General features: G+C 38.3%; 18 protein-coding genes. 7 read left to right on the top strand and 11 right to left on the bottom strand.

Going from position 1 to position 20,711, the window contains the following annotated elements; all coding sequences use genetic code 11:
• Positions 1-54 precede the first annotated feature (54 nt).
• Together QM481_RS19630 and QM481_RS19625 are read left to right on the top strand one after the other, a co-directional pair.
• The gene (locus QM481_RS19630; protein WP_283382995.1) at positions 55-576 is read left to right on the top strand and encodes a hypothetical protein; all 522 of its coding nucleotides are present in this window, start codon (positions 55-57) and stop codon (positions 574-576) included.
• Positions 577-690: 114 nt separating this feature from the next.
• Entirely contained in the window at positions 691-1,683 is a 993-nt protein-coding gene (locus QM481_RS19625; RefSeq protein ID WP_166553180.1) for an aspartate-semialdehyde dehydrogenase, read from the top strand.
• 199 nt (positions 1,684-1,882) lie between these two features.
• On the opposite strand, the gene QM481_RS19620 is transcribed toward QM481_RS19625, so the two are convergent.
• The 5 genes from QM481_RS19620 to QM481_RS19600 form a co-directional block, all read right to left on the bottom strand.
• Positions 1,883-2,566: a hypothetical protein gene (locus tag QM481_RS19620; RefSeq protein WP_283382994.1), complete on the bottom strand. Its 684-nt coding sequence runs from the start codon at positions 2,564-2,566 to the stop codon at positions 1,883-1,885.
• A 734-nt stretch (positions 2,567-3,300) separates the two neighbouring features.
• On the bottom strand, positions 3,301-4,362 hold the full coding sequence (locus QM481_RS19615; RefSeq protein WP_166553178.1) for an NAD-dependent epimerase/dehydratase family protein: 1,062 nt from the start codon (positions 4,360-4,362) through the stop codon (positions 3,301-3,303).
• A 77-nt stretch (positions 4,363-4,439) separates the two neighbouring features.
• Positions 4,440-6,383: a KUP/HAK/KT family potassium transporter gene (locus QM481_RS19610; RefSeq protein WP_095166342.1), complete on the bottom strand. Its 1,944-nt coding sequence runs from the start codon at positions 6,381-6,383 to the stop codon at positions 4,440-4,442.
• A gap of 279 nt (positions 6,384-6,662) precedes the next feature.
• Positions 6,663-8,051 (bottom strand): monooxygenase, encoded by a 1,389-nt coding sequence (locus tag QM481_RS19605; RefSeq protein ID WP_283382993.1) that lies wholly within the window; start codon positions 8,049-8,051, stop codon positions 6,663-6,665.
• A 222-nt stretch (positions 8,052-8,273) separates the two neighbouring features.
• Positions 8,274-8,969 (bottom strand): AlbA family DNA-binding domain-containing protein, encoded by a 696-nt coding sequence (locus tag QM481_RS19600; RefSeq protein WP_205691002.1) that lies wholly within the window; start codon positions 8,967-8,969, stop codon positions 8,274-8,276.
• A 207-nt stretch (positions 8,970-9,176) separates the two neighbouring features.
• Between QM481_RS19600 and QM481_RS19595 the strand changes: the two genes are divergently transcribed.
• The 4 genes from QM481_RS19595 (at position 9,177) to QM481_RS19580 (ending at position 12,783) form a co-directional block, all read left to right on the top strand.
• On the top strand, positions 9,177-9,887 hold the full coding sequence (locus tag QM481_RS19595) for a phosphoadenylyl-sulfate reductase (protein WP_166553175.1): 711 nt from the start codon (positions 9,177-9,179) through the stop codon (positions 9,885-9,887).
• A 211-nt stretch (positions 9,888-10,098) separates the two neighbouring features.
• Positions 10,099-11,049: a sulfate adenylyltransferase subunit CysD gene (cysD, locus tag QM481_RS19590; RefSeq protein WP_095166345.1), complete on the top strand. Its 951-nt coding sequence runs from the start codon at positions 10,099-10,101 to the stop codon at positions 11,047-11,049.
• Between the two features lie 63 nt (positions 11,050-11,112).
• Positions 11,113-11,490 carry a four helix bundle protein gene (locus QM481_RS19585; protein WP_166553173.1) on the top strand — a complete coding sequence of 126 codons (378 nt, stop codon included), beginning with the start codon at positions 11,113-11,115 and terminating at the stop codon, positions 11,488-11,490.
• Positions 11,491-11,532: 42 nt separating this feature from the next.
• On the top strand, positions 11,533-12,783 hold the full coding sequence (locus tag QM481_RS19580) for a sulfate adenylyltransferase subunit 1 (RefSeq protein ID WP_283370411.1): 1,251 nt from the start codon (positions 11,533-11,535) through the stop codon (positions 12,781-12,783).
• A gap of 152 nt (positions 12,784-12,935) precedes the next feature.
• On the opposite strand, the gene QM481_RS19575 is transcribed toward QM481_RS19580, so the two are convergent.
• The 3 genes from QM481_RS19575 to QM481_RS19565 all read right to left on the bottom strand — a co-directional run bounded on the left by QM481_RS19575 (position 12,936) and on the right by QM481_RS19565 (position 14,289).
• Complete coding sequence (locus QM481_RS19575) at positions 12,936-13,328, bottom strand: VOC family protein (RefSeq protein WP_283382992.1); 393 nt, start codon at positions 13,326-13,328, stop codon at positions 12,936-12,938.
• Positions 13,329-13,362: 34 nt separating this feature from the next.
• Positions 13,363-13,818, bottom strand: a complete 456-nt coding sequence (locus QM481_RS19570; RefSeq protein WP_166553170.1) for a GyrI-like domain-containing protein — start codon at positions 13,816-13,818, stop codon at positions 13,363-13,365.
• Positions 13,819-13,953: 135 nt separating this feature from the next.
• Positions 13,954-14,289, bottom strand: a complete 336-nt coding sequence (locus QM481_RS19565) for a winged helix-turn-helix transcriptional regulator (RefSeq protein WP_283370408.1) — start codon at positions 14,287-14,289, stop codon at positions 13,954-13,956.
• Positions 14,290-14,636: 347 nt separating this feature from the next.
• Between QM481_RS19565 and QM481_RS19560 the strand changes: the two genes are divergently transcribed.
• On the top strand, positions 14,637-15,632 hold the full coding sequence (locus QM481_RS19560) for a YhdH/YhfP family quinone oxidoreductase (protein ID WP_166553168.1): 996 nt from the start codon (positions 14,637-14,639) through the stop codon (positions 15,630-15,632).
• An 80-nt stretch (positions 15,633-15,712) separates the two neighbouring features.
• On the opposite strand, the gene QM481_RS19555 is transcribed toward QM481_RS19560, so the two are convergent.
• The 3 genes from QM481_RS19555 to QM481_RS19545 all read right to left on the bottom strand — a co-directional run bounded on the left by QM481_RS19555 (position 15,713) and on the right by QM481_RS19545 (position 20,405).
• Complete coding sequence (locus QM481_RS19555; RefSeq protein ID WP_283382991.1) at positions 15,713-17,533, bottom strand: FAD-dependent oxidoreductase; 1,821 nt, start codon at positions 17,531-17,533, stop codon at positions 15,713-15,715.
• Between the two features lie 161 nt (positions 17,534-17,694).
• Positions 17,695-19,089 carry a dihydrolipoyl dehydrogenase gene (gene lpdA, locus QM481_RS19550; protein WP_166553166.1) on the bottom strand — a complete coding sequence of 465 codons (1,395 nt, stop codon included), beginning with the start codon at positions 19,087-19,089 and terminating at the stop codon, positions 17,695-17,697.
• A 323-nt stretch (positions 19,090-19,412) separates the two neighbouring features.
• Positions 19,413-20,405, bottom strand: coding sequence for a DUF4382 domain-containing protein (locus tag QM481_RS19545; protein WP_166553165.1), 993 nt, complete (start codon positions 20,403-20,405; stop codon positions 19,413-19,415).
• Positions 20,406-20,711: the final 306 nt, after the last annotated feature.

Here is a 20,711-nt window from a genome sequence, read left to right as displayed (position 1 = left end):
CGATTTGTCAAAAACTTATAGAAAAAGCCCTATTTGACACTTAAAAAGTATGGAATGATGCGTTTATCAAAGTATGCAAAAATAGGTTGGTGTGTAGTACTATGCTGGGGGATTTCTCAGGCAGCTTTGGGACAGACAGAGCTTCCCAAACCAAAGTATATTGCAGTAGAGCGCAGTTTTTGGGGTATGAAATATATCTACGAAAGGCAGACTATCGAAAACCCATTGGCATTACAAATTCCATTATTACAACTACAAGACCCCGAAGTAAGTAGTAGGTTCTTGAAGTTTAAGAGTCAACGAAAAGCCATGCAATGGGTCAATATTGCATCAGCTGGGGTTTCACTTTATACAATTTTTAATCGAGATAAAGTTTCAAATAATTTTTACTGGACTTCATTGGGCAGTGCTTTGGTGATTACCACCTATTTGAATTTTCGCTCGACTGTCCATTTGTCGAAGTCTATTGCTCGATACAATCAGTTGCAACTGCAACAAAGTAGGATTGGGCTAAGTATAAATCAAACATCTGACCAAACGCCAGTCATTGGCTTAGGTTGGAAACAGACTTTTTAAGTAATGAGTTAGCTATCGCTAGCTTAAGTTTTCGGCTGTTAAATGCTTCTTTTTAATTGATAAATAAAAGCATACAGCTTTTCACTATAACCAAAAAACAAAGTACGTAAAACAATGAAAGTAGCAGTAGTCGGAGCCACGGGTTTGGTCGGTGGCGAAATTATGAAAGTTTTAACGGAGCGTAACTTCCCTGTAACAGAACTTATCCCAGTAGCCTCAGAACGTTCAGTAGGTAAACAGGTTGAGTTTAAAGGTAAGCAGTACACCGTAGTAGGCTTCGAAGATGCTATCAAGATGAAGCCTGATGTAGCGATTTTTTCTGCAGGTGGTGGTACATCTACAAAGATTGCTCCTCTTTTCGCTGAAGCAGGTATTACAGTGGTAGATAACTCGTCGGCATGGCGTATGGACCCAACTAAAAAGTTGGTAGTTCCAGAAATCAACGCTCATACATTGACGACTGAAGATAAAATTATTGCAAACCCTAACTGCTCAACTATTCAAATGGTAGTTGTGTTGAACCCATTGCACTTGAAATACAAAATCAAGCGTGTGGTTGTTTCAACTTACCAATCAGTAACTGGTACTGGTAAAGCAGCGGTTGACCAATTGTTTGCAGAACGTGAAGGCCGTACAGATGTACCTGCGGTATATCCTCACAAAATTGACTTGAACGTATTGCCACACATCGATGTTTTCTTGGATAACGGATACACCAAAGAAGAAATGAAAATGGTGAACGAAACTAAGAAAATTATGATGGATGACTCAATTGCGGTGACTGCAACTACGGTTCGTATTCCTACAATTGGTGGTCACTCAGAGTCAGTAAACATTGAGTTTGAAAACGAATTCGATTTGCAAGAAGTATTTGATCTTTTGGCAAATACAGAAGGTGTAATCGTACAAGATGATCCGAAAAACTTTGTTTACCCTATGCCAATCAATGCGCATGGTAAAGACGAAGTATTTGTAGGTCGTATCCGTCGTGACGAAACTCAACCAAAAACGCTGAATATGTGGATTGTTGCGGATAACCTTCGTAAAGGTGCTGCTACAAACGCTGTTCAAATTGCAGAGTATTTGTCTAAAAACAATCTATTGTAATCAGAAGGCATGAAAGCCATAGGTAAGAGCCTATTGCTTACAGCTTAAAGCCTACAACAAAATATTTTTTATTAGGTTTGAGCATCAAGAGTCAAAAAAAAGGAAGAGGAGCGGTGTATTTGGAGTGGTGTCCAGTTCATCTTTTGGCTTATCTTCGATGATGAATTAAAAAGCCGAGACGAGAGTCTCGGCTTTTTTGTTATCGTTGGTCTTTGGATTCGAAATAAGGAGCTGGTTTTGGTACTGTCAATACAGGAGGACGCCAGTAAACTTTTTTCCCAAACTTAAAACTAAAACCTGCATATACGCCATAAAAGGAAGTATATCCTCCTTGCGAAGAACTATACTGAATCCCAGTATAACTAAATTTTAGATAGAGACCCAAACGGTCGGCTGTTTCTTGTAACTGAAGTCCTACGCTTGGTGAAAAGCCCCAATTGATGCTATTTTCAAAAGTTTTACGAGGTGTTAGATACTCATAGTCTTTCTCAATTTGTGTGTCATACTGGCTCATATAGGTACCAGTACTTAAGCCCACAAAAGGCTTTATGAGATGTTTTGTCCATAAAAAATACTCTCCTGAAACGTTGAGTGGGACAACTCGCTTCAGAATTCGACCATAAACAATAGGCAGAGCGTCGCTTTGCTTTTGAATCATCAAGTTGGTTCGCATATCATATACGCCCCAATTCATACCGATTCTGAGGTTTTCTGTCAAATACTTTTTAGCACTAATATCTATTCCCGAGCCTGCATATTGAGCTTTATTACCCCATCCGCCTTCTCCAATATAGCTGAAGCCTGAGCTAATTTGAATTTGCCCCAGACTGTCAGCATATAAAATACACAATAAAAGAATCGCAATAAGTAGAGTTTTTTTCATAGTATATCAAGGTCTTAAATAAGTGAGTAAAATCACAAAGTGTCATAATTTGAAAAACGGCAAGATAAGGATGTGATTACTGGATATATAAGATTGATATGGGCGGAGCAATTAGAAGAAATTTATATAAAAATAAGAAAAAAACGGTCTTTTACAACTTTGATAATCAAATAATTATCAAACGGAAAATGAAACATGAATCATGTCGAATTGAGTGAGTTAGTGTTTGATCGAATGAGTGGTTATGTGAAAGTTTGTATTCTCGCAGTAAAGACGCAATGATTGCGTCTTAAGCCAATATAGTAGCATCAAACATGAGTCATCCCGAATTTAGCGATTTAGTGATTTAGCGAATGAGTGATTATGTTAAAATTTGTATTCTCGTGGTAGAGGCGCAATGATTGCGTCTTATGCTGAATAAAAATCTAGTATGTTTTCATTAAAAAAGCGGTCGGAAAATATTTTTCGACCGCTTTTTTGATGAAAACTTGGAGGATAACCCCAATCTTAAAATTCGGGATGACTCATGTTAATAAAAACTTGGAGAATAATCCCAATCCTAAAAATTAGGAATGACTCATGTTCTGATACTATATTTTAGAACGATACATCTTCAGATGCAAAGCATTAAGTAAAAATTTTATTAAAAATAATCACTCATTCGCTCAAACACTAAATCACTCAATTGAGGTAAGCATGCTAATGCTGTGCATCCGATTGCCGAAAGCCCCAATCTATTTCAATACATAAGCCAACTGACTTTCGTATTCAGTTAACCATGCGGTGATTTCAGAAACAATTTGTTTCATTGAAATGCTTGGTGTCCATCCTGTCAAGGCAGTAACTTTAGAGTTGTCAGTTACGTACAAACGAATATCGGCAGCTCTGTTTTCAGTTACTTTATTAATAGGAATTGTTTTGCCTGTTACTTCCTGACAAATCTGCGTTAGTTCTTGTAAAGAAGCACTTACTTCAACACCGCCACCCACGTTTAAGATTTCGCCATTTACTTTATCCATATTATGCAATTGGAAATCAATCAAACGATATAGATCAAGTACGTGAAGCATATCACGGGTTTGCTTTCCTGAACCGCCGTAACCGATATAGGCTAATTGCTGTTCGAAATAGTGTTTTGCTACCCAAAGAACCATTACTCCTTGGTCAACTTTACCCATTTGCCATGGTCCTGTTAATACACCACAACGGTTGATAACAGTTTTTAAACCATAAAATTCATTGTATTCATGAATCATTAATTCAGAAGCCAACTTCGTAGCGCCATACAAAGAGCGAGCGCCATCTAATGGGAAATCTTCAGCAATACCTTTTGACGATACACCTCTTACTGGTTGTTCATCAGCTAAGGCAAAACGTGTATCTGATTCAACGAAGTTTAATTTTTCAATCGTTTTGATTGGATAAATTCTACTAGTTGACAAGAAGATAAAGTTGGCATTACTTTTTTTCGCAAAGTTCAAACAGTTGATAGTACCTACCAAGTTGGTATTGATTAGATAATCAGGTGTACCATCCAATCCTGCCAAAACAGAAGGTTCTGCTGAAGCTTCGATAAGGGCATCTACGATAGGAAGTGCATCAAAATCTTCTTTATTACGAATATCACCGTGTACAAATGTAACACCAGCTTGTGCCAAACGAGGAAGGTTTAGTTCTGAACCTTTGCGACGGAGGTTGTCAAGGCAAATAACTTCGTAAGAGGGATAGTTTGTTTTTAGAGCAATTGCCAGGGCAGAACCAACAAAACCAGCTCCTCCTGTAATCAAAATTTTCATATATGATTGTTTATTAAAAGTAAAATCGTGTTCTATACAAAGACTTGATAGAACACGATTTGAATATGGATAAAAAATTAGTCAATACGCTTCAAACGAATGTTTTCTGCTGGGCGAATAACCAATGGTACTTTTTCAACTTTTACGGCGCTCGTATCCAAACCAAACCATTTGTCTTCAGATGGCGTAAAGTCTTTGATAAAGAAATAAGCTTTCATAATTAAAGACTCAAACATAGATAATTGGTTGTCGTAAGACAAGAATTTCTCAAGAACGACAAAACGGAAATCTCCAATTACATTCTGGCGATTGAGTGACTCATAACGTGAAGTAATATCCACTTCTCCATTTTTTACCAATTCTTCAACTACTTTTCTGAAGTATAAATTGATTTTTTGTTCTACTCTAAAACCAAGACGGAAAGTTACCTTAATCACGTCGTCTGGCTCAATGATGTCCACTTTGTATTCCATTGTATACGGATCATCGAGGGTATCTACGTGAACAAACCAATAAATATCAGCACGTTTTGGACGTTTTTGAAAAATCGAATAAATGATTTTCGATTCGATTTCGCTTGTACGAGCGGCATTTGACATAAATACCAAGTGAGTAGCATATTTTGGAATACTCATATCTTGACTCAAGTCTTTCAACGGCTCGATATAATCTACCAATTTGACATATTCGGTCAAACGCATTTTGATGATAAATGCACGATACCAAATAATCATCAGGGCAATAATTGCAGTGGCAATAATCAAAGAAACATAACCACCATGTACAAATTTACGTAGGTTGGCAACTAGGAATGAGCCTTCAATAGATACATATACTACAATGAATGCTACAATCCACCACATATCGAATTTTTTGACATGTAGATAATAGGCCATCAAAGCAGTAGTCATCAACATGGTAAGGGTAATGGCCAAACCATACGCAGCTTCCATATTAGCCGATTCTTTGAACCATAATACCACACCCATACATCCCAACCAAAGGAAGATATTTACACTTGGTACATATAGTTGACCTTTTTGGTCTGAAGGGTAGTTCAGACGAACTTTTGGCCAGAAGTTCAAACGAATTGCTTCCGATACCAATGTAAATGAACCCGAAATCAAGGCTTGGCTGGCAATAATGGCAGCGGCTGTTGCAATGACAATACCCCAAAGTAAGAACCATTCTGGCATCAATTCAAAAATAGGTTTGCGTCCGTTCAAAAGGCTACCATTTTGATGAATCAACCATGCTCCTTGACCAAAATATTGAAGAATCAAACAGATTTTTACAAATACCCAACTCACACGAATGTTGCCTCTGCCACAGTGACCTAAGTCTGAATACAAGGCTTCAGCACCAGTAGTACAAAGGAATACTGCACCCAATGTCCAGAATCCACTTTCGCCGTTGTAAGGGTTGGTTAACAACTGAATCGCATAATGTGGTGAAAACGCTCTTAGAATACTCCAGTCTTTGGCAATCCATACAATGCCTAGAAAACCAAGCATACTAAACCAAATCAACATGATAGGACCAAATGCACGACCTACCATTTTAGTTCCCAACACTTGGAACATGAACAAAACAGTGATAATTGCTAGTACAATTGGTACGGTTTCAATGTCAGGTTTTATCATTCGAAGACCTTCAACAGCGGAGGCGACTGACACGGGAGGTGTGATAATTCCGTCGGCTAGTAGGGTAGCTCCACCAATGATTGCAGGAACTGTGAGCCATTTGGCATGACGACGAACTAAGGCAAATAGTGCAAAAATACCACCCTCGCCTCGGTTATCTGCTCGCAAAATCAGGATAACATATTTGAGTGTTGTCTGTAAGGTCAATGTCCAAAAAATACAAGATAAACCGCCTAAAACGGTTGTTTCATTGATAGGAGCGGAGCCTATTATAGACTGCATTACGTAGAGTGGGGATGTACCAATATCACCGTAGATAATTCCCATTGCCACTAGCAGACCCGCTGCTGTGGCTTTGTCGGTATGTTTGTGTTCCATAGATGGAATCGCTTGTGTTTTATAATAATGATTAGAATTACTTGTCTGAGTATCTGTAAATTATGACTTATTGTTGGTAAGTACGTTTCTCTAATCTATAAAAAACACAAAAAGTTAGGGGTTTTGTAATAGATATTTGTCTGATAATATTTCAAAGTGCTAAAAGTGAGCAAATATAATATCTCTTCTGATTTATTCATCAAGAAAAAGTTCCCCAATTAATGAAAGATATATTTTATCTATGAACGGATTAAGTCGCTGATGATTTGGAATTTGGCTTTATGGGTTAACATAGTAGTATCCAAAGATGATATTCATTTCATCTTCAGAGGTTAAACCAAAGCCTAAGTTTTTGTTAGTTGTATTGTTATAGGTTACTACGGAGGTTAATCCTTCGCCTTTTTTAAGTTGTATAGGAACGCTAAAATTAATCACTTTAGGATGTTCCCAGTCGGTGCTTTCATAAACGGTCTCGCCATCTCGTGTGCCTCCTTTGATTTTGATAACAAATTTTTCACCATACTTATGATTATGTGAGGTGAGCGAAACGATGGTGACATTGCTATCAAATTTAAAATCTTTGGTAATAGTGGTGCGCTGATTGGCAGGAAGACTAAAGCTTGTATTATTAAAATCAATCATTTGCACTACTTTCTGGACTTTTGAAGCAGGAACCGTGTAGAGATTGACATAATTTTCGCCTAAAAACGGTTGATTCGTTTTGTTGAAATAATGAGGATTTATATCAATTGCAGCACCAGCGGGGAGTTTCAAGGCTATACCCTCAGGAAATATATAATCTTGATTAGGGTCGGTGCCCCCTCCCAAGAAAATATGGTTTGACATTTGTAAAACAGTAAGGGCATTTAGAGAATTATCAGCATTACGCAAATCACGTACCACATCAATAGTAGGTATCAACAAAGCATTATCTTTATTTCTAAAATCATAAAGAACTAAGTGGTGACTATTGGCACGGGACTTGAGCTTGATGCGATTGACATACACATCGCTAGAGTTGCCCAAACTTTTTCGAACAAAAATTTCTCTTTCAAAATTAGCCGCTACATTAAAAGCATCTACATGCAACTGAATACCTGTTACTCCTTCCTCTTGTGGACTTTTGAGTGCTTCGAAAGGTGTACTATTTGTGGCATAGCTTGGCGTAGTGTCGTCCAATAAAGTTTTGTCTACCACATCGCCTGTGCGTGGAGCACCAGCTTCTATCCATCTTCTGATAAATTCAATTTGTCCTACATATAAAGCATTGCTTCCAAGCGGCATCGGAAGGCCGTATTGCTTGCCACTGTGGTGGCTTGCATCCCATTCGAGTTTATGAAAAAGAAGGCTTTCTAAAGATTTAAAAGGTTTAACTCTTTGCAGATTGTCTGTCTTGGCCAAATCATTCTTGGGACTAATCCCTACGAGATTTTGGTAAGCTACAGATTTTTCTAGCACCAAGCCATGTTGAGCATAGGTATTGTCGCTGGTGGAGGCATGACAACCAGAGGTAGCACAAGAGGGGGTTAATATCTTTTGTTGAATTAAGTCAAAAGAGGATGCTGTGGTAGTATCATTGCTATCAATAGATTTTTTAGAGCAACTTAGAGTAATGGTAAGTACGCTTAAAAAAGCTCCAAATAACAAAATGGAGTAAGAGTTTTTCATATTGGAGGTTCGAGAAATGTAAAGAAAACAGAAATGGTTAACTTTTGTATTAATACGCTTTATGCTATAAGCCGTAAGCGTTTGGCAAAAATGTATTTAGGAATACTTTTATCCTATGACATATTGCCTATCGCGGGTAACATTTATTCAATTTTGCCCAAAGATTTGTGTAGAGTTTTAAAATATGGTTGCTCTACACAAGAATCCTCATTCAGCAATAATTTAGTAAATCACATACGTATCTACCAACTCGTTGGGTTGTACTCTTAGTACATGACCTAATACCAATAACACCAATGTTCTTGAGGCGAGCCATAGTGGAATTTTGGCTATCTCAGCAAATTTTTCTAAAGTAATATTTTGATGTTGAGCTAGATACTCCATCAATACTTTTTCTTTTTCCCCAAATACAAATCGAATACCTTCCTCATTTTCACGACGTAAAATTTGCTTAACCTCCTTGCTGGCTTGTACCGAACGATCTTGTACTCTTACATAAGCCTTTGGAGGTTCTGTAGACGAAAGTTTAACAAAATGCGGTTTTTCATTACTTTGAGGTATCGTAAAAATCAATATATCACGCTCGTTGGTAATAGCCATTCGTTCGAGTTGAAAATTAATAGGAGGGTCGCAAAATTTTTCAATGGCTTGTACCAGAATAAACTCCTCATCGTCAGCGAATTTTAAGCCTGGAATACTTTTGTCATCGCCAACACCCAACAATAAGGTTCCTCCATCAGTGTTGGCAAAGGCTACTATTTCACGAATAATTTTTTCAGGATGCTTGGCTTTTAGCTTGAATTCGAGTTGACTGCCTTCTCCTTTCCGCACAAGATTTTTCAAATCCTTCAAGTCCATGTCCGACATGCGGCTGCGACTGTTTGTTTTTTCAAAATACGAAACAAGTCTCTGATTCATAGCTTTTTATATTTATGCTCGACACGCTTAGTTGTCACTATTGCTTTTAAAGATAACAGTTTTAGATTGAGAAAATTTCATGTAAATAAAAAATATTTCACCTAACAAGACTACTTTATCACTAGACTTTATATATATTTGTAGTAGAATTGAAATGAGGCTAAGCCTCGCTAAATCAGCAAGGTACGATACTTGCTTTATGTGAAAATGGCAGATTTATTCGCGTTAAAACAAACATTAGAATCACTCTCTCTCGGCGAAGCGCTTCAGTATGTAGCCGAAAATTATCAAAATGTAGTGTTTTCTACTTCATTTGGGCAGGAAGATCAGGTAATTACCGACGCAATCTACAAGAACAATCCTACCAATGCTGCTCTCAATATTCGTGTCTTTACGCTTGATACTGGTCGTTTGTTTCAGGAAACGTACGATTTGATGGATGCTACAAGAGCTAAGTACAATCAATCGTTCGAAACGTATTTCCCAAATACAGCAAAGGTAGAAGCATTGGCAAAGGAAAAGGGCTTTAATAGTTTTTATTTCTCTGTTGAGAATCGTAAAGAATGTTGTTTTATTCGTAAAATCGAACCATTAAAGCGTGCTTTGACAGGTGCAGAGGTTTGGATTACAGGTTTGCGTGCCGAACAATCAGACAACCGTTCGGATATGCCAATTGTAGAGTGGGATGAAGCTAATAAAATCATTAAGTTCAATCCATTAATCCACTGGACTTACGAAGAGGTATTGGCCTATATCAAAGCTAATCGCGTTCCTGATAGTCCATTGCATCGCAAAGGATTTATTTCGATTGGTTGTGCGCCATGTACACGTGCTATTACCGAAGGAGAGCATCCTCGTGCAGGTCGTTGGTGGTGGGAAGCATCTCAAAAAGAATGCGGATTACATGCAGCAAAATAAAATTGAATTAATAGGCTATGGGCTGTAAGCTTTAGGCATTAAGCCAAAACGCTTCATTGAATTGAGAGATACTTTTGCTGAAAGCCGAATGTGTAATTTTTATTTTGTCCACTAACTTAGTGAATTTGTCAATTTGACCATGAATGAGTCAAATCGCTCATTCTCAAATCACTCAATATATAGAAGAATATTGATTAAATAATAATAGAATATGAGTAATGTATCGATAGAAAAAGATGTTGAAGTAGCTTCCGAAGCGCAACCAAAATGGGGTGTGTTTCCTCGTGAATTGGAAGACGAAGCCATTTATATTATCCGCGAAGTAGCGGCGCAGTTTGAGCGTCCTGCTTTGTTGTTTTCAGGGGGTAAAGACTCTATTACCCTTGTGCGCTTGGCACAAAAGGCGTTTTATCCAGGGAAAATCCCTTTCCCATTAGTACATATCGATACTGGACATAACTTCCCTGAAACCGTTGAGTTTAGAGACTGGCTAGCCAACGAAGTAGGTGCCGACCTAATCGTTCGCTATGTGCAAGATTCTATCAACCAAGGCAAAGTAAAAGAAGAGACAGGTAAGTATGCTTCAAGAAATGCTTTGCAAACAGTAACCTTGCTAGACACAATCGAAGAATTTAAGTTTGATGCTTGTATCGGTGGCGCTCGTCGCGACGAAGAAAAAGCTCGTGCTAAAGAGCGTATTTTCTCAGTACGTGACGACTTCGGTCAGTGGGATGCTAAACGCCAACGTCCTGAGTTGTTCGATATGTTGAATGGACGTATCTCTATTGGTGAAAACGTACGTGTTTTCCCTATTTCAAACTGGACAGAATTAGATGTTTGGAATTATATCAAGGAAGAGAAAATGGCGATTCCTTCAATCTATTACTCGCACAAACGTCAGGTAATTGAAAGAGATGGAATGCTTTGGGCTGATTCTGAATACTTAAACAAAGACGCTGACGAAATCCCATTCGAAGCTACAGTACGTTTCCGTACAGTAGGCGACATGACCTGTACAGCAGCGGTATCTTCAGAAGCAGTAGAGCTAGACGATATTATTGGCGAAATCCTTGCTGCCGAAATCTCAGAACGTGGTGCCCGCATCGACGACAAACGCTCTGAAGCTGCCATGGAAAAACGCAAGCAACAAGGATATTTCTAAGTTCGGATTGCTGATTTTTGATTTCAGATTTTATCTGAAAGCTTTCTACAAAACCTTAATCTTATGAAAGAGCTAATAAAGCAAAGAACAAAAACATTTGCTATTAGAGTTATTCGACTTGTAGACTCTTTGCCTCAGACTGTTTCAGCACAGGTTATTGCAAAACAAATAGTACGATCTAGTACTGCTGTTGCAGCCAATTATAGAGCCTCTTGCCGTGCACGTTCACAAGCTGAATTTATTGCAAAGTTAGGAATTGTTGAGGAGGAAGCGGATGAATCTCTTTTTTGGTTAGAGCTTTTAGTAGAATCAGGTATTGTTAAAAAAGAAAAGTTGGAATTACTCATGACGGAGGCCAATGAATTAACCTCTATTATAGTATCCTCAATCAAAACAGCAAAACGTAGTTTAGAACAAAAAACTAGAGTAAAAGAGAGATAAGGTAAAATCCCCTATCGAAAATCTAAAATCCCAAATCGAAAGATGGACATTTTAAGAATAGCAACAGCAGGTTCGGTTGATGACGGAAAAAGTACATTGATTGGACGTTTATTATACGAAACAAAATCTATCACAAAAGACAAAATCGAAGCACTTGAAGCGGCTTCGAAAAGAAAAGGTCTTGATTTTCTTGATTTGTCATTGTTGACAGATGGCCTTATTGCCGAGCGTGAACAAGGTATCACAATCGACGTGGCACATATTTATTTCTCGACACCAAAACGCAAATATATCATTGCCGATACGCCTGGGCACTTCGAATATACGCGTAACATGGTAACTGGTGCTTCGAATACCAAAGTATCAATGATTTTGATTGATGCTCGTAATGGTGTGTTGGAGCAAACTTACCGTCACTTCTTTATCGCTTCTACTTTGCGAATTCCAAAAGTTGTTGTTTGTGTCAATAAAATGGACTTGGTAGGTTATAGCGAAGAGCGTTTCAACGAAATCAAAGCTAGCGTTGAAGATTTAGCTTCAAAAGTATCTTTCGAAGGTCAAGAGATTACTTTCATTCCTATGTCTTCTTTGTACGGACAAAACCTTTCTACCAAATCTGACGAAATGTCTTGGTACAACGGTTTACCATTATTAGAAGAATTAGAGCAATTCCATCCAGAAACAGCAGTTGGTGCTTCGCACTCGGCTCGTTTCCCTGTACAATTTGTGGTTCGTCCAAAAACAGAAGAATTCCACGACTATAGAGGATATGCTGGTAAAATTGCTAGTGGTGAGTTTACTGTAGGAGATACTGTAACGGTATTGCCAACTGGACAAAGTACAAAAATTGCTACTATTGAGAAATTTGGTCAAAAGCTCGAAACAGCTGGTCCAAAAGAATCTGTAGTAATTACTCTCGAAACAGATGTGGATGTATCGCGTGGTAATATGTTGGTAAAATCAGACGACCAACCAGCGCAGTTGAAAGAAATCAATGCAAAAGTATGTTGGTTAGACTCTCAAGCACTTACTTCGGGTCGCAACTACATTTTACAACATGGTATCAACGATTCAAAAGCTAAAGTTGTAAGCTTGAATAAAAAGTACGATGTCGTAAATCACGATGTTATTGCTGATTTCTCAGAATTGAAATTAAACGAAATTGCAGAGGTAACAATCAAAACTGCCAAACCAATTTTTGCAGATAAATACGAAGATAACCCATCTAACGGAGCTTTTATTTTAGTAGATGAGTTTTCACACTCAACCGTAGGTGTTGGTTTTGTGTTGTAGGTTTGACAAAAAAGAATGAAAAAAAGGTTGTCGAGGCTATAGAGCTTTGACAACCTTTTTTTGTAAATAATTTTAAGAATTAAAGGATTTGGATGATGTATGCCTAAGAATGAAAATCACTAAATCTCCAATCGCTAACTCACTCAATATCCTCATCCCATCGGCGTACAAAGCTCTATTAAAAAGCCATCAATATCACGCACATAAGCTACTGTTTGTCCCCAAGGCTTTTGTTTTGGCTGAGCTACCAAGGTGGCGCCTGCTTCTATGGATTGTTGTACCAAAGCTTCAACATCATCGGTAGTAAAGCCAATTTCAATAGCGAAAGGTTTAGACGAAAGACTACTTTCCTGAAAACCCTCAGGCAAATTACTTGCGGCTAAAGATTTATGCGCGAAAGATAAAGTCGTTTCACCTGTAATCAACTCTGCGTACGTACTGTCGGGGCTGATAAACTTAGTAGTAAATTGAAAAGCTTTTTCATAAAATGCCACAGACTTTTCAACATCTGAGACATACAGAATGGTATAGGCAAACTTAATCATAGCAAATAGGATTTGAGTTTTGACGAAATAAATCTTATTCTATTCCTAATAAAATCTCTGAAACATTGTCGGCTGAAGTTAAATCGACCCAATGAATATACACTTCACGAACTTGATTGGTGGGTTTTGCGCCACTGCCATATAATTCCTTAAATAAAACTTCATATACAGCCTCGATATTACTGAAATCACCATGATGCACATGAGCCATAGCCTTGAAGCTTTCGTGTGTTGTTAAAGTATATTTTTCAGGTAACTCAACCTCTGCTTCATTGACAGGCAATGCGATTTCGAGTGTAAAAGGTTTGGTCGGGTCGCCAGAGGCATTCCAATAAATAAACTCTAAAGGTCCTTGTGCTTCTAAACCTAATTGAGATGCCGTTACGTACAGAGGTTCTACTTCTCGCATAGCTATGGTATTGACATGCGGTAAGGTAGTTTCAGTACTGTAGATAAAATACTTCTGAGCAGGGATTTGTTTAGTTGTCATTTTGATTGTGAAGTTTAAAGTATAAGAAGTTTTTGCAATGGGTTAAATCAATGTTCAACTTTTCGCTTTGCATTGAAGACATGACAAAATAAGTACAGCTCAGTGACAAGGGTATGTCAGTAGGGTCAAAAAAAATTATATATTTTGTAAAGTTTTTTCCTGATGAATACGGCCCCACTTTCGAATTTCCTTTACAATCGGGTAAAGCGTTTCTCCATATTCGGTCAAAGCGTATTCCACACGTGGCGGAACTTCGGCAAAAACGGTTCTACTCAAAATACCATCTGCTTCGAGTTCATCTAATTGCTTAGCGAGCATACGTTCGCTAATGGTTGGAAGCGCGCGTTTCATTTCGCCAAATCGATTGACCCCTTTTTTGATAAGTACCAATAAAGTGGTTTTGCATTTTCCCTTCAAGACTTTCATAAATACATCTGAAGGACAGTTATATTCAACAAGATTTTTTTCCATTATTTCAAAAAATAAAACATTGATAGTCAGCAAAACTGCATTTTTTGTAAGTATCTGTACCCTTTGTAATTGCTTGACTTTCAGGGATATTTTGTAGAAGTTTATGACAGAAAGCAAAATAAATGAATTTTATCTGAAAGCAATCTAATGAGAGTGGTAAAGTTCAGTTGAGATATTGGGTAAGAATAGAAATTTTGAAATAACTCTTTGATTAGAAGTAATAGATAGATATATCATTAGTAATAATAAATTATTACGCTTTATGCAGTAAGCCGTAGGCAAGCACAGTTTTGAGCTTAATGCATAAAGCTTAAAGCGGGCAAAATGCCCATTAACATAACAAAACTATGAGCCAATTTAAAGCCCTTGTGGTATCCGAAAATGCTGAAAAGCAATATGTAAGAACCATCACGCAACGTAATATCGAAGACTTACCCGCAGGTGAGGTATTAATCAAAGTCCATTATTCTACTTTGAATTATAAAGACGCCCTATCCTCGATTGGAAACAAAGGCGTAACCCGTAATTATCCGCATACACCAGGGATTGATGCCTCGGGTGTCGTGGTTGAAAGTACCGATGCTAATTTTTCGGTTGGACAAGAAGTATTAGTCACCAGTTACGATTTGGGAATGAATACTTCGGGTGCTTTGGCCGAATATATCCGTGTACCTGCCAAATGGGTAATTGCTCTGCCAGCAGGATTGAGTCTTGCCGAAGCGATGATACTGGGTACAGCGGGTTTTACGGCAGGTTTATGTATTGATGCTTTGTTGAAATATGGGGTTAGTCCAGAAAAAGGCAAAGTGATTGTCACAGGTTCAACGGGTGGAGTAGGTATTTTATCGGTAGCTATTTTAGCAAAATTAGGCTTCGAGGTAGTGGCTGTCACAGGAAAACCCGAAGCAGCGGAGTTACTCCAGCGTTTAGGGGCAACCGAGATTGTTAGTCGCGAAAGTTTAAATGATACCTCTGGTCGTCCGATGTTAAAGTCCATTTATGCAGGAGCAGTAGATACCGTAGGAGGGAATATCTTGGCAACTATTTTGAAGTCACTTCACTATGGCGGAGCTGTTGCAGCTTGCGGTCTGGTGGCATCTCCTGATTTACCTACTTCGGTATTTCCATTTATCTTAAGAGGCAATGCTCTGTTAGGTATAGATTCGGCCGAATGTCCAATGTCTAAACGCCTAGAAATTTGGCAGCATTTAGCCAGTGACTGGAAGTTAGACAACCTAAATTTAATTAGTCATGAGATTGGTTTAGAGGAAGTTCCAGCAAAATTAGACTTGATGTTACAGGGAAAAGCATTGGGGAAAAGCTTGGTTAAAATTATTGACTAAAATAGGATAATCCCGATAAAACCTTTTTCCGAAATTCATAGATTTATCTTTCTAGAATTGGTAAAAAATAGAAGGTAAATCTATGGATTTTTTGTGTTTTTTTCTTGTGCTAAAAACCCTTGATGGTCGATTTTTTGATAAAAAGGATTTAATACTTTATCCACCAGATAGGCAAGTTCTCCTCTTTGGATAGTTCCTGTCGGTGGAAGATTTACTTGATGTTTTGGTGATATGTGGATAAATATGCTCGCCAATTGTGGATAACTCAGTGGATAACTCAACTCCGACTCTATAAATGTGGGTAACTTGAGCTTGGGATAGTAAGGTTTTAGTCCTAGCAAGAAATCTTTCAACAAAATGGTGGAGTCTGGGTAGAACCATGTTTCATTCGACCATTTGTTGTTTTTACCTTCTCCCTTCAAGATACCTGTTGCTCCAATTTTTTGAATAGCTCTAAAATAAGGATGCTCAGGAGAGACATCGATATAAGGCATCAGGTATGCTTTCTGGTTGACTAAGGTATTTTGTACTTTTCGAATAGATACCTTTTCTGGAGAAACCTTGTTTTGAACCGCAAGACCAGCCAGCACGCCAGCCGCTTGTCCTATTTCCATGACAACAGGCTGAAGGCGTGAAGCTCCGTTGACAAGGTTGGATACGGAGATAGATTTTTCAGCAACGATAAGATTACTGACATTCTCAGGGATAAGACTCCCCAAAGGAATATTGAAAGAAGGTACTGGAACAAAGTACAAATCGGGTGCTTTGGGGTTTTTGCCATGATGCTGATCTATAGGATAATCTCCCACGGCGATACCTGTACGGTAAAGTGGTTCGGCTTGGGTAAATGGTTTTTCAAGATGATTCATATTGATGCGTGCTAGTCCTTTGATACGTCGACTTTCGCGGTGATAGGGAATCATAGGGAGAGAATCTTTTGTTTCAAAAACATCAGCTAATCCGAGGGTATTCCAGCCTAATTCGGTTTGCATGAAGTACACAAAATTTCGGGTATGCTCTTTGGCTTTAATAATGGCTTGTTTGCGTTGTTCGGCATTCATATCAACCATATTAGCATAATAATCATTGCCATGAATTGGCCAATTAATCATGTACAGGTCGTTTTGTAGCTTCCCATACGTTTTCATTTTTTCACAATCCCAAAGTCTAGGCATTTGTTTGTCAGGGCATAATTTTTCACAAGCACAAATAAAATCCTCTCTATGATAATCAGCAGAAGGGCTTACAGGCTTTTGAACCTGATGGTAGTCTTTTAGTACAGCCACGTATGTCAAGTCCTGAATAATGTCATTGGCTTGCTGAGGAGCTACTCTTTCCTGATAGGTACTTTTGGCATCCATTCCTAAGTCATATTTTACCCCTAAGAGAGCTGCAACATCGCCTAACTCGGTAGCATCGATAAGGATTTTGGCCTGAATAGTTTCGGAGGTATTTCCTGCCAAAGAAACAAGCCAGTTGTTATTCTGAGAAATAATCTGTGTATATCGAGTGCCCAATAACACATGAAGGTTTGATTCTTTACTACATATCTCGGAAAGAATCTGTTGTCCTACTTGAGGCTCAAACATCACTTGGCTTACCCAACCTGTTTGTAGGGCGGTGGCTGTACCATAATGTTTGACAAGTGCATTTTTGAATTCTGCCCAAAGCCCACTTGGTAAATGATGATTACCATCTATGGCACTGACCCCCGCCGAAGTAAGCATTCCACCAAGCCAAGCTTCCTCTTCAATAATGGTAACCTTTACGCCCAACCGAGCAGCTTGAATACCTGCCATCACGCCACTAGCACCTCCACCAATCACAAGAACATCTGTTTTTAGCTGTGCGAAACTCCAAAGAGGAATAAAGTATATAAAGAGGAGTGCAAATTTTTTCATAAATGATAAAATCTTGAGAAGACTCATAAAATGATAAAAGTAGAAGGGTAATTCAGCTCTTTCAAATCATCTTCTGCCTTTTAATTTTATTCTAAGTTATATAAAAAACAAAGGCCGTGTAGAGGGTTCTACACGGCCTTTATGAAGAATATCAACGCTGATTATAAGTCAACAGCACAGCCATAAGCTGCTTCAGTTGCACCTTTGATAGCCTCAGAGATAGTTGGGTGAGGGTGAACAGCTGTCATGATTTCATGAGCAGTAGTTTCAAGGCGACGAGCCACAACTACTTCAGCAATCATTTCAGTTACGTTGTAACCAATCATGTGTGCACCTAAGAATTCACCGTATTTTGCATCGAAAATTACTTTCACAAAACCGTCTCTAGCACCAGCAGCAGTAGCTTTACCAGATGCTACAAATGGGAATTTACCCACTTTGATTTCGTATCCAGCTTCTTTTGCTTTTTTCTCAGTAAGACCTACAGAAGCAATTTCTGGAGAGCAGTAAGTACAGCCTGGAATATTGCTATAGTCTAATGGGTGTACTGGGTGGTTAGCGATTTTTTCCACACAGATAATACCTTCGGCAGAAGCAACGTGAGCCAATGCAGGACCTGGTGTAACATCACCGATAGCATAGTAGCCTGGGATGTTAGTTTCGTACCATTGGTTAACCAAGATTTTGCCTTTGTCAGTAATAATACCAACATCTTCTAAACCTACGTTTTCAAGGTTAGAAATAACACCAGCAGCCGAAAGAACGATGTCACAGTCGATTGTGATATTACCAGAAGGAGTTTTTACCGATACTTTACAACCTTCACCAGCTGTATCTACAGATTCAACAGATGAGTTAGTATGAATATCGATACCTAATTTTTTGTATTGTTTAGCCAATTCTTTAGATACGTCCTCGTCTTCAACAGGAACGATGTTTGGCATAAATTCTACAATCGTCACCTTTGTACCCATAGCAGCGTACACGTAAGCAAACTCAACACCGATTGCTCCAGAACCGATCACAACCAATGATTTTGGTTGAGTTTCAAGAGACATTGCTTTACGGTAGTCGATTACTTTTACGCCATCGATAGGGATATTTGGCAAAGCTCTAGCACGTGCGCCAGTAGCAATCATGATATTTTTGGCATCATATACTGTAACAGCACCATCGGCAGCGGTTACTTCTACTTTTTTGCCAGGTTTTACTTTACCGTTACCCATGATTACGTCAATTTTGTTCTTCTTCATCAAGAATTGAACACCTTTGCTCATGGAATCGGCAACGCCACGTGAACGCTTGATAACAGCACCGAAATCTGCGCTAGCTTCAGAAACAGTAATACCGTAATCAGAAGCATGTTTGATGTATTCAAAAACTTGCGCTGATTTCAATAAAGCTTTAGTAGGAATACAGCCCCAGTTCAAGCAGATACCTCCCAACGATTCGCGTTCTACTACGGCACATTTCAAACCCAACTGAGACGCACGAATTGCAGCTACATATCCACCTGGTCCTGAACCAATCACTATTAAATCATAAGTTGTTGCCATTTTGTTCTATTTTAAAGGGAAAAGTACAATTTGGCTACAAATATAGTTATAAGCTGTCAACTGCTAAGTGATTAATTACAAGTTTTTGGCTAAACTTATACAGTTTATACTTCATCTGTCAATTTTGATAACTTCAAGGTATTGAGGAAGAAGTATAAATATTCAAAAGCAGTAAACCCTCTCAGTAAAAAACGAAATCCTCCTCCGAAAATTCGAAGGAGGATTGTCAAAACAAATTAAGTTAAGATATAAATTCAAGGTATAAGCACTCGTCAACCAGTGTTTTTCGGATAAAAAATGAGCTGTTTATAATCTATTGCTTTTTATAAGCCTAAAAAACCTTTGATAGATAGTGATAAACGTACCTCTGTGCTACTTTTTACCGAAAGTTTTGTCAAATCAAGATTTCCTGAAAGGTTCAAGAATGAGTTTAGCGCTACAGACGAATTAGCATCGCCCGAACTTTTGAAGGAAGCAAAATGGATTTCGTAATCTCCTTCTTCCAAGAATGATACCTTAAAATTACCTGCGGCATCTACCTTGGCACTCGATACGGCATTCTTAAACTCTACTGAACTTTCTCCTTGACCTTTTGTTTCAACGTTTTGGTTAAATTCCCCTTTTTTATACACAAAGGCTACTACATTGCCCATTGTGGCTGCGTTATAACCACTCACTTGTCCAGAAATAGTACCTGTAGCCGTTTTGTTTACCACTCGAATCGAGGATTGTAACTCGCCGTAGGTTACAAAAGAGTATTGTTTTTGTGCATTTTCATTGAATGTTTTAATCGCTTTACGCAAATCAAAATCTACCATCAAATCGGTTGTTCCATCCTGACTAATGGTAAAAGGTTTTGTATTTAAGTCAAGATAGTTACGGGCATTTCCCGAAATAACTAGTTTACTTTTTGTGCCATCAGCCTTAAGAATGTAAGACCCTGGCGCATTTCCCATCGCATCTTTTTCATAATCAAAGAAAAAAGTCAACTTCGAATAAGTACCTGCTTGCAACTGCCCTTCGCCAAGCGTTAGGAAATTTCCGTTGTTAAGTTCTGCAATATTGACCGTTTTAGGACCTTTGAAAGCATCGAAAACTCTACCATCAACACGTACTTCAGTGATTGTAACAAAAGCACCTTTGACTTCGGCATTGTCGATAGGAGCATCCGTCACGCCAATGCGTACTTGACCTTTGGGTGCGTTAGGGTCTTGCTGAACAGGCTCGATGCTATCTTCGTTTTTGCTACAAGACCATTGAATCATACCAGCGCCCATTACAGCTAGGGCCAATGTAAGGAATTTGTTAGTTTTCATAAATAAGGAAAAATTTAAGGGAATAAAGTAAAGGACGTAAAGCCATCGTTTGAAGACTTTTGTACTTAACTAACGATAAGAATTGTGACTCAGATTTAATTATCACCCAATGATGTGGTTAAAAAAAGGCAACGTTTTTCTAAAACACTCATTTTAAACTTTTTCAGAAAAACCACTTTAGATGCTGCTTCACATGATTGGGTGACGAAATAGAGATATGAGAATTGGCTTGCGGAATAAAATTTACCATTCCTATTTTAACCAATTACCACAAATTCGAAATCCAATATCCTTAATCCGAATACC

The sequence above is a fragment of the Flectobacillus rivi genome, assembly GCF_030056655.1.
Lineage (GTDB): Bacteria > Bacteroidota > Bacteroidia > Cytophagales > Spirosomataceae > Flectobacillus > Flectobacillus rivi.
Note: the sequence above shows the minus strand (reverse complement) of the source record. Positions and strands in the feature narration are given on the sequence as shown.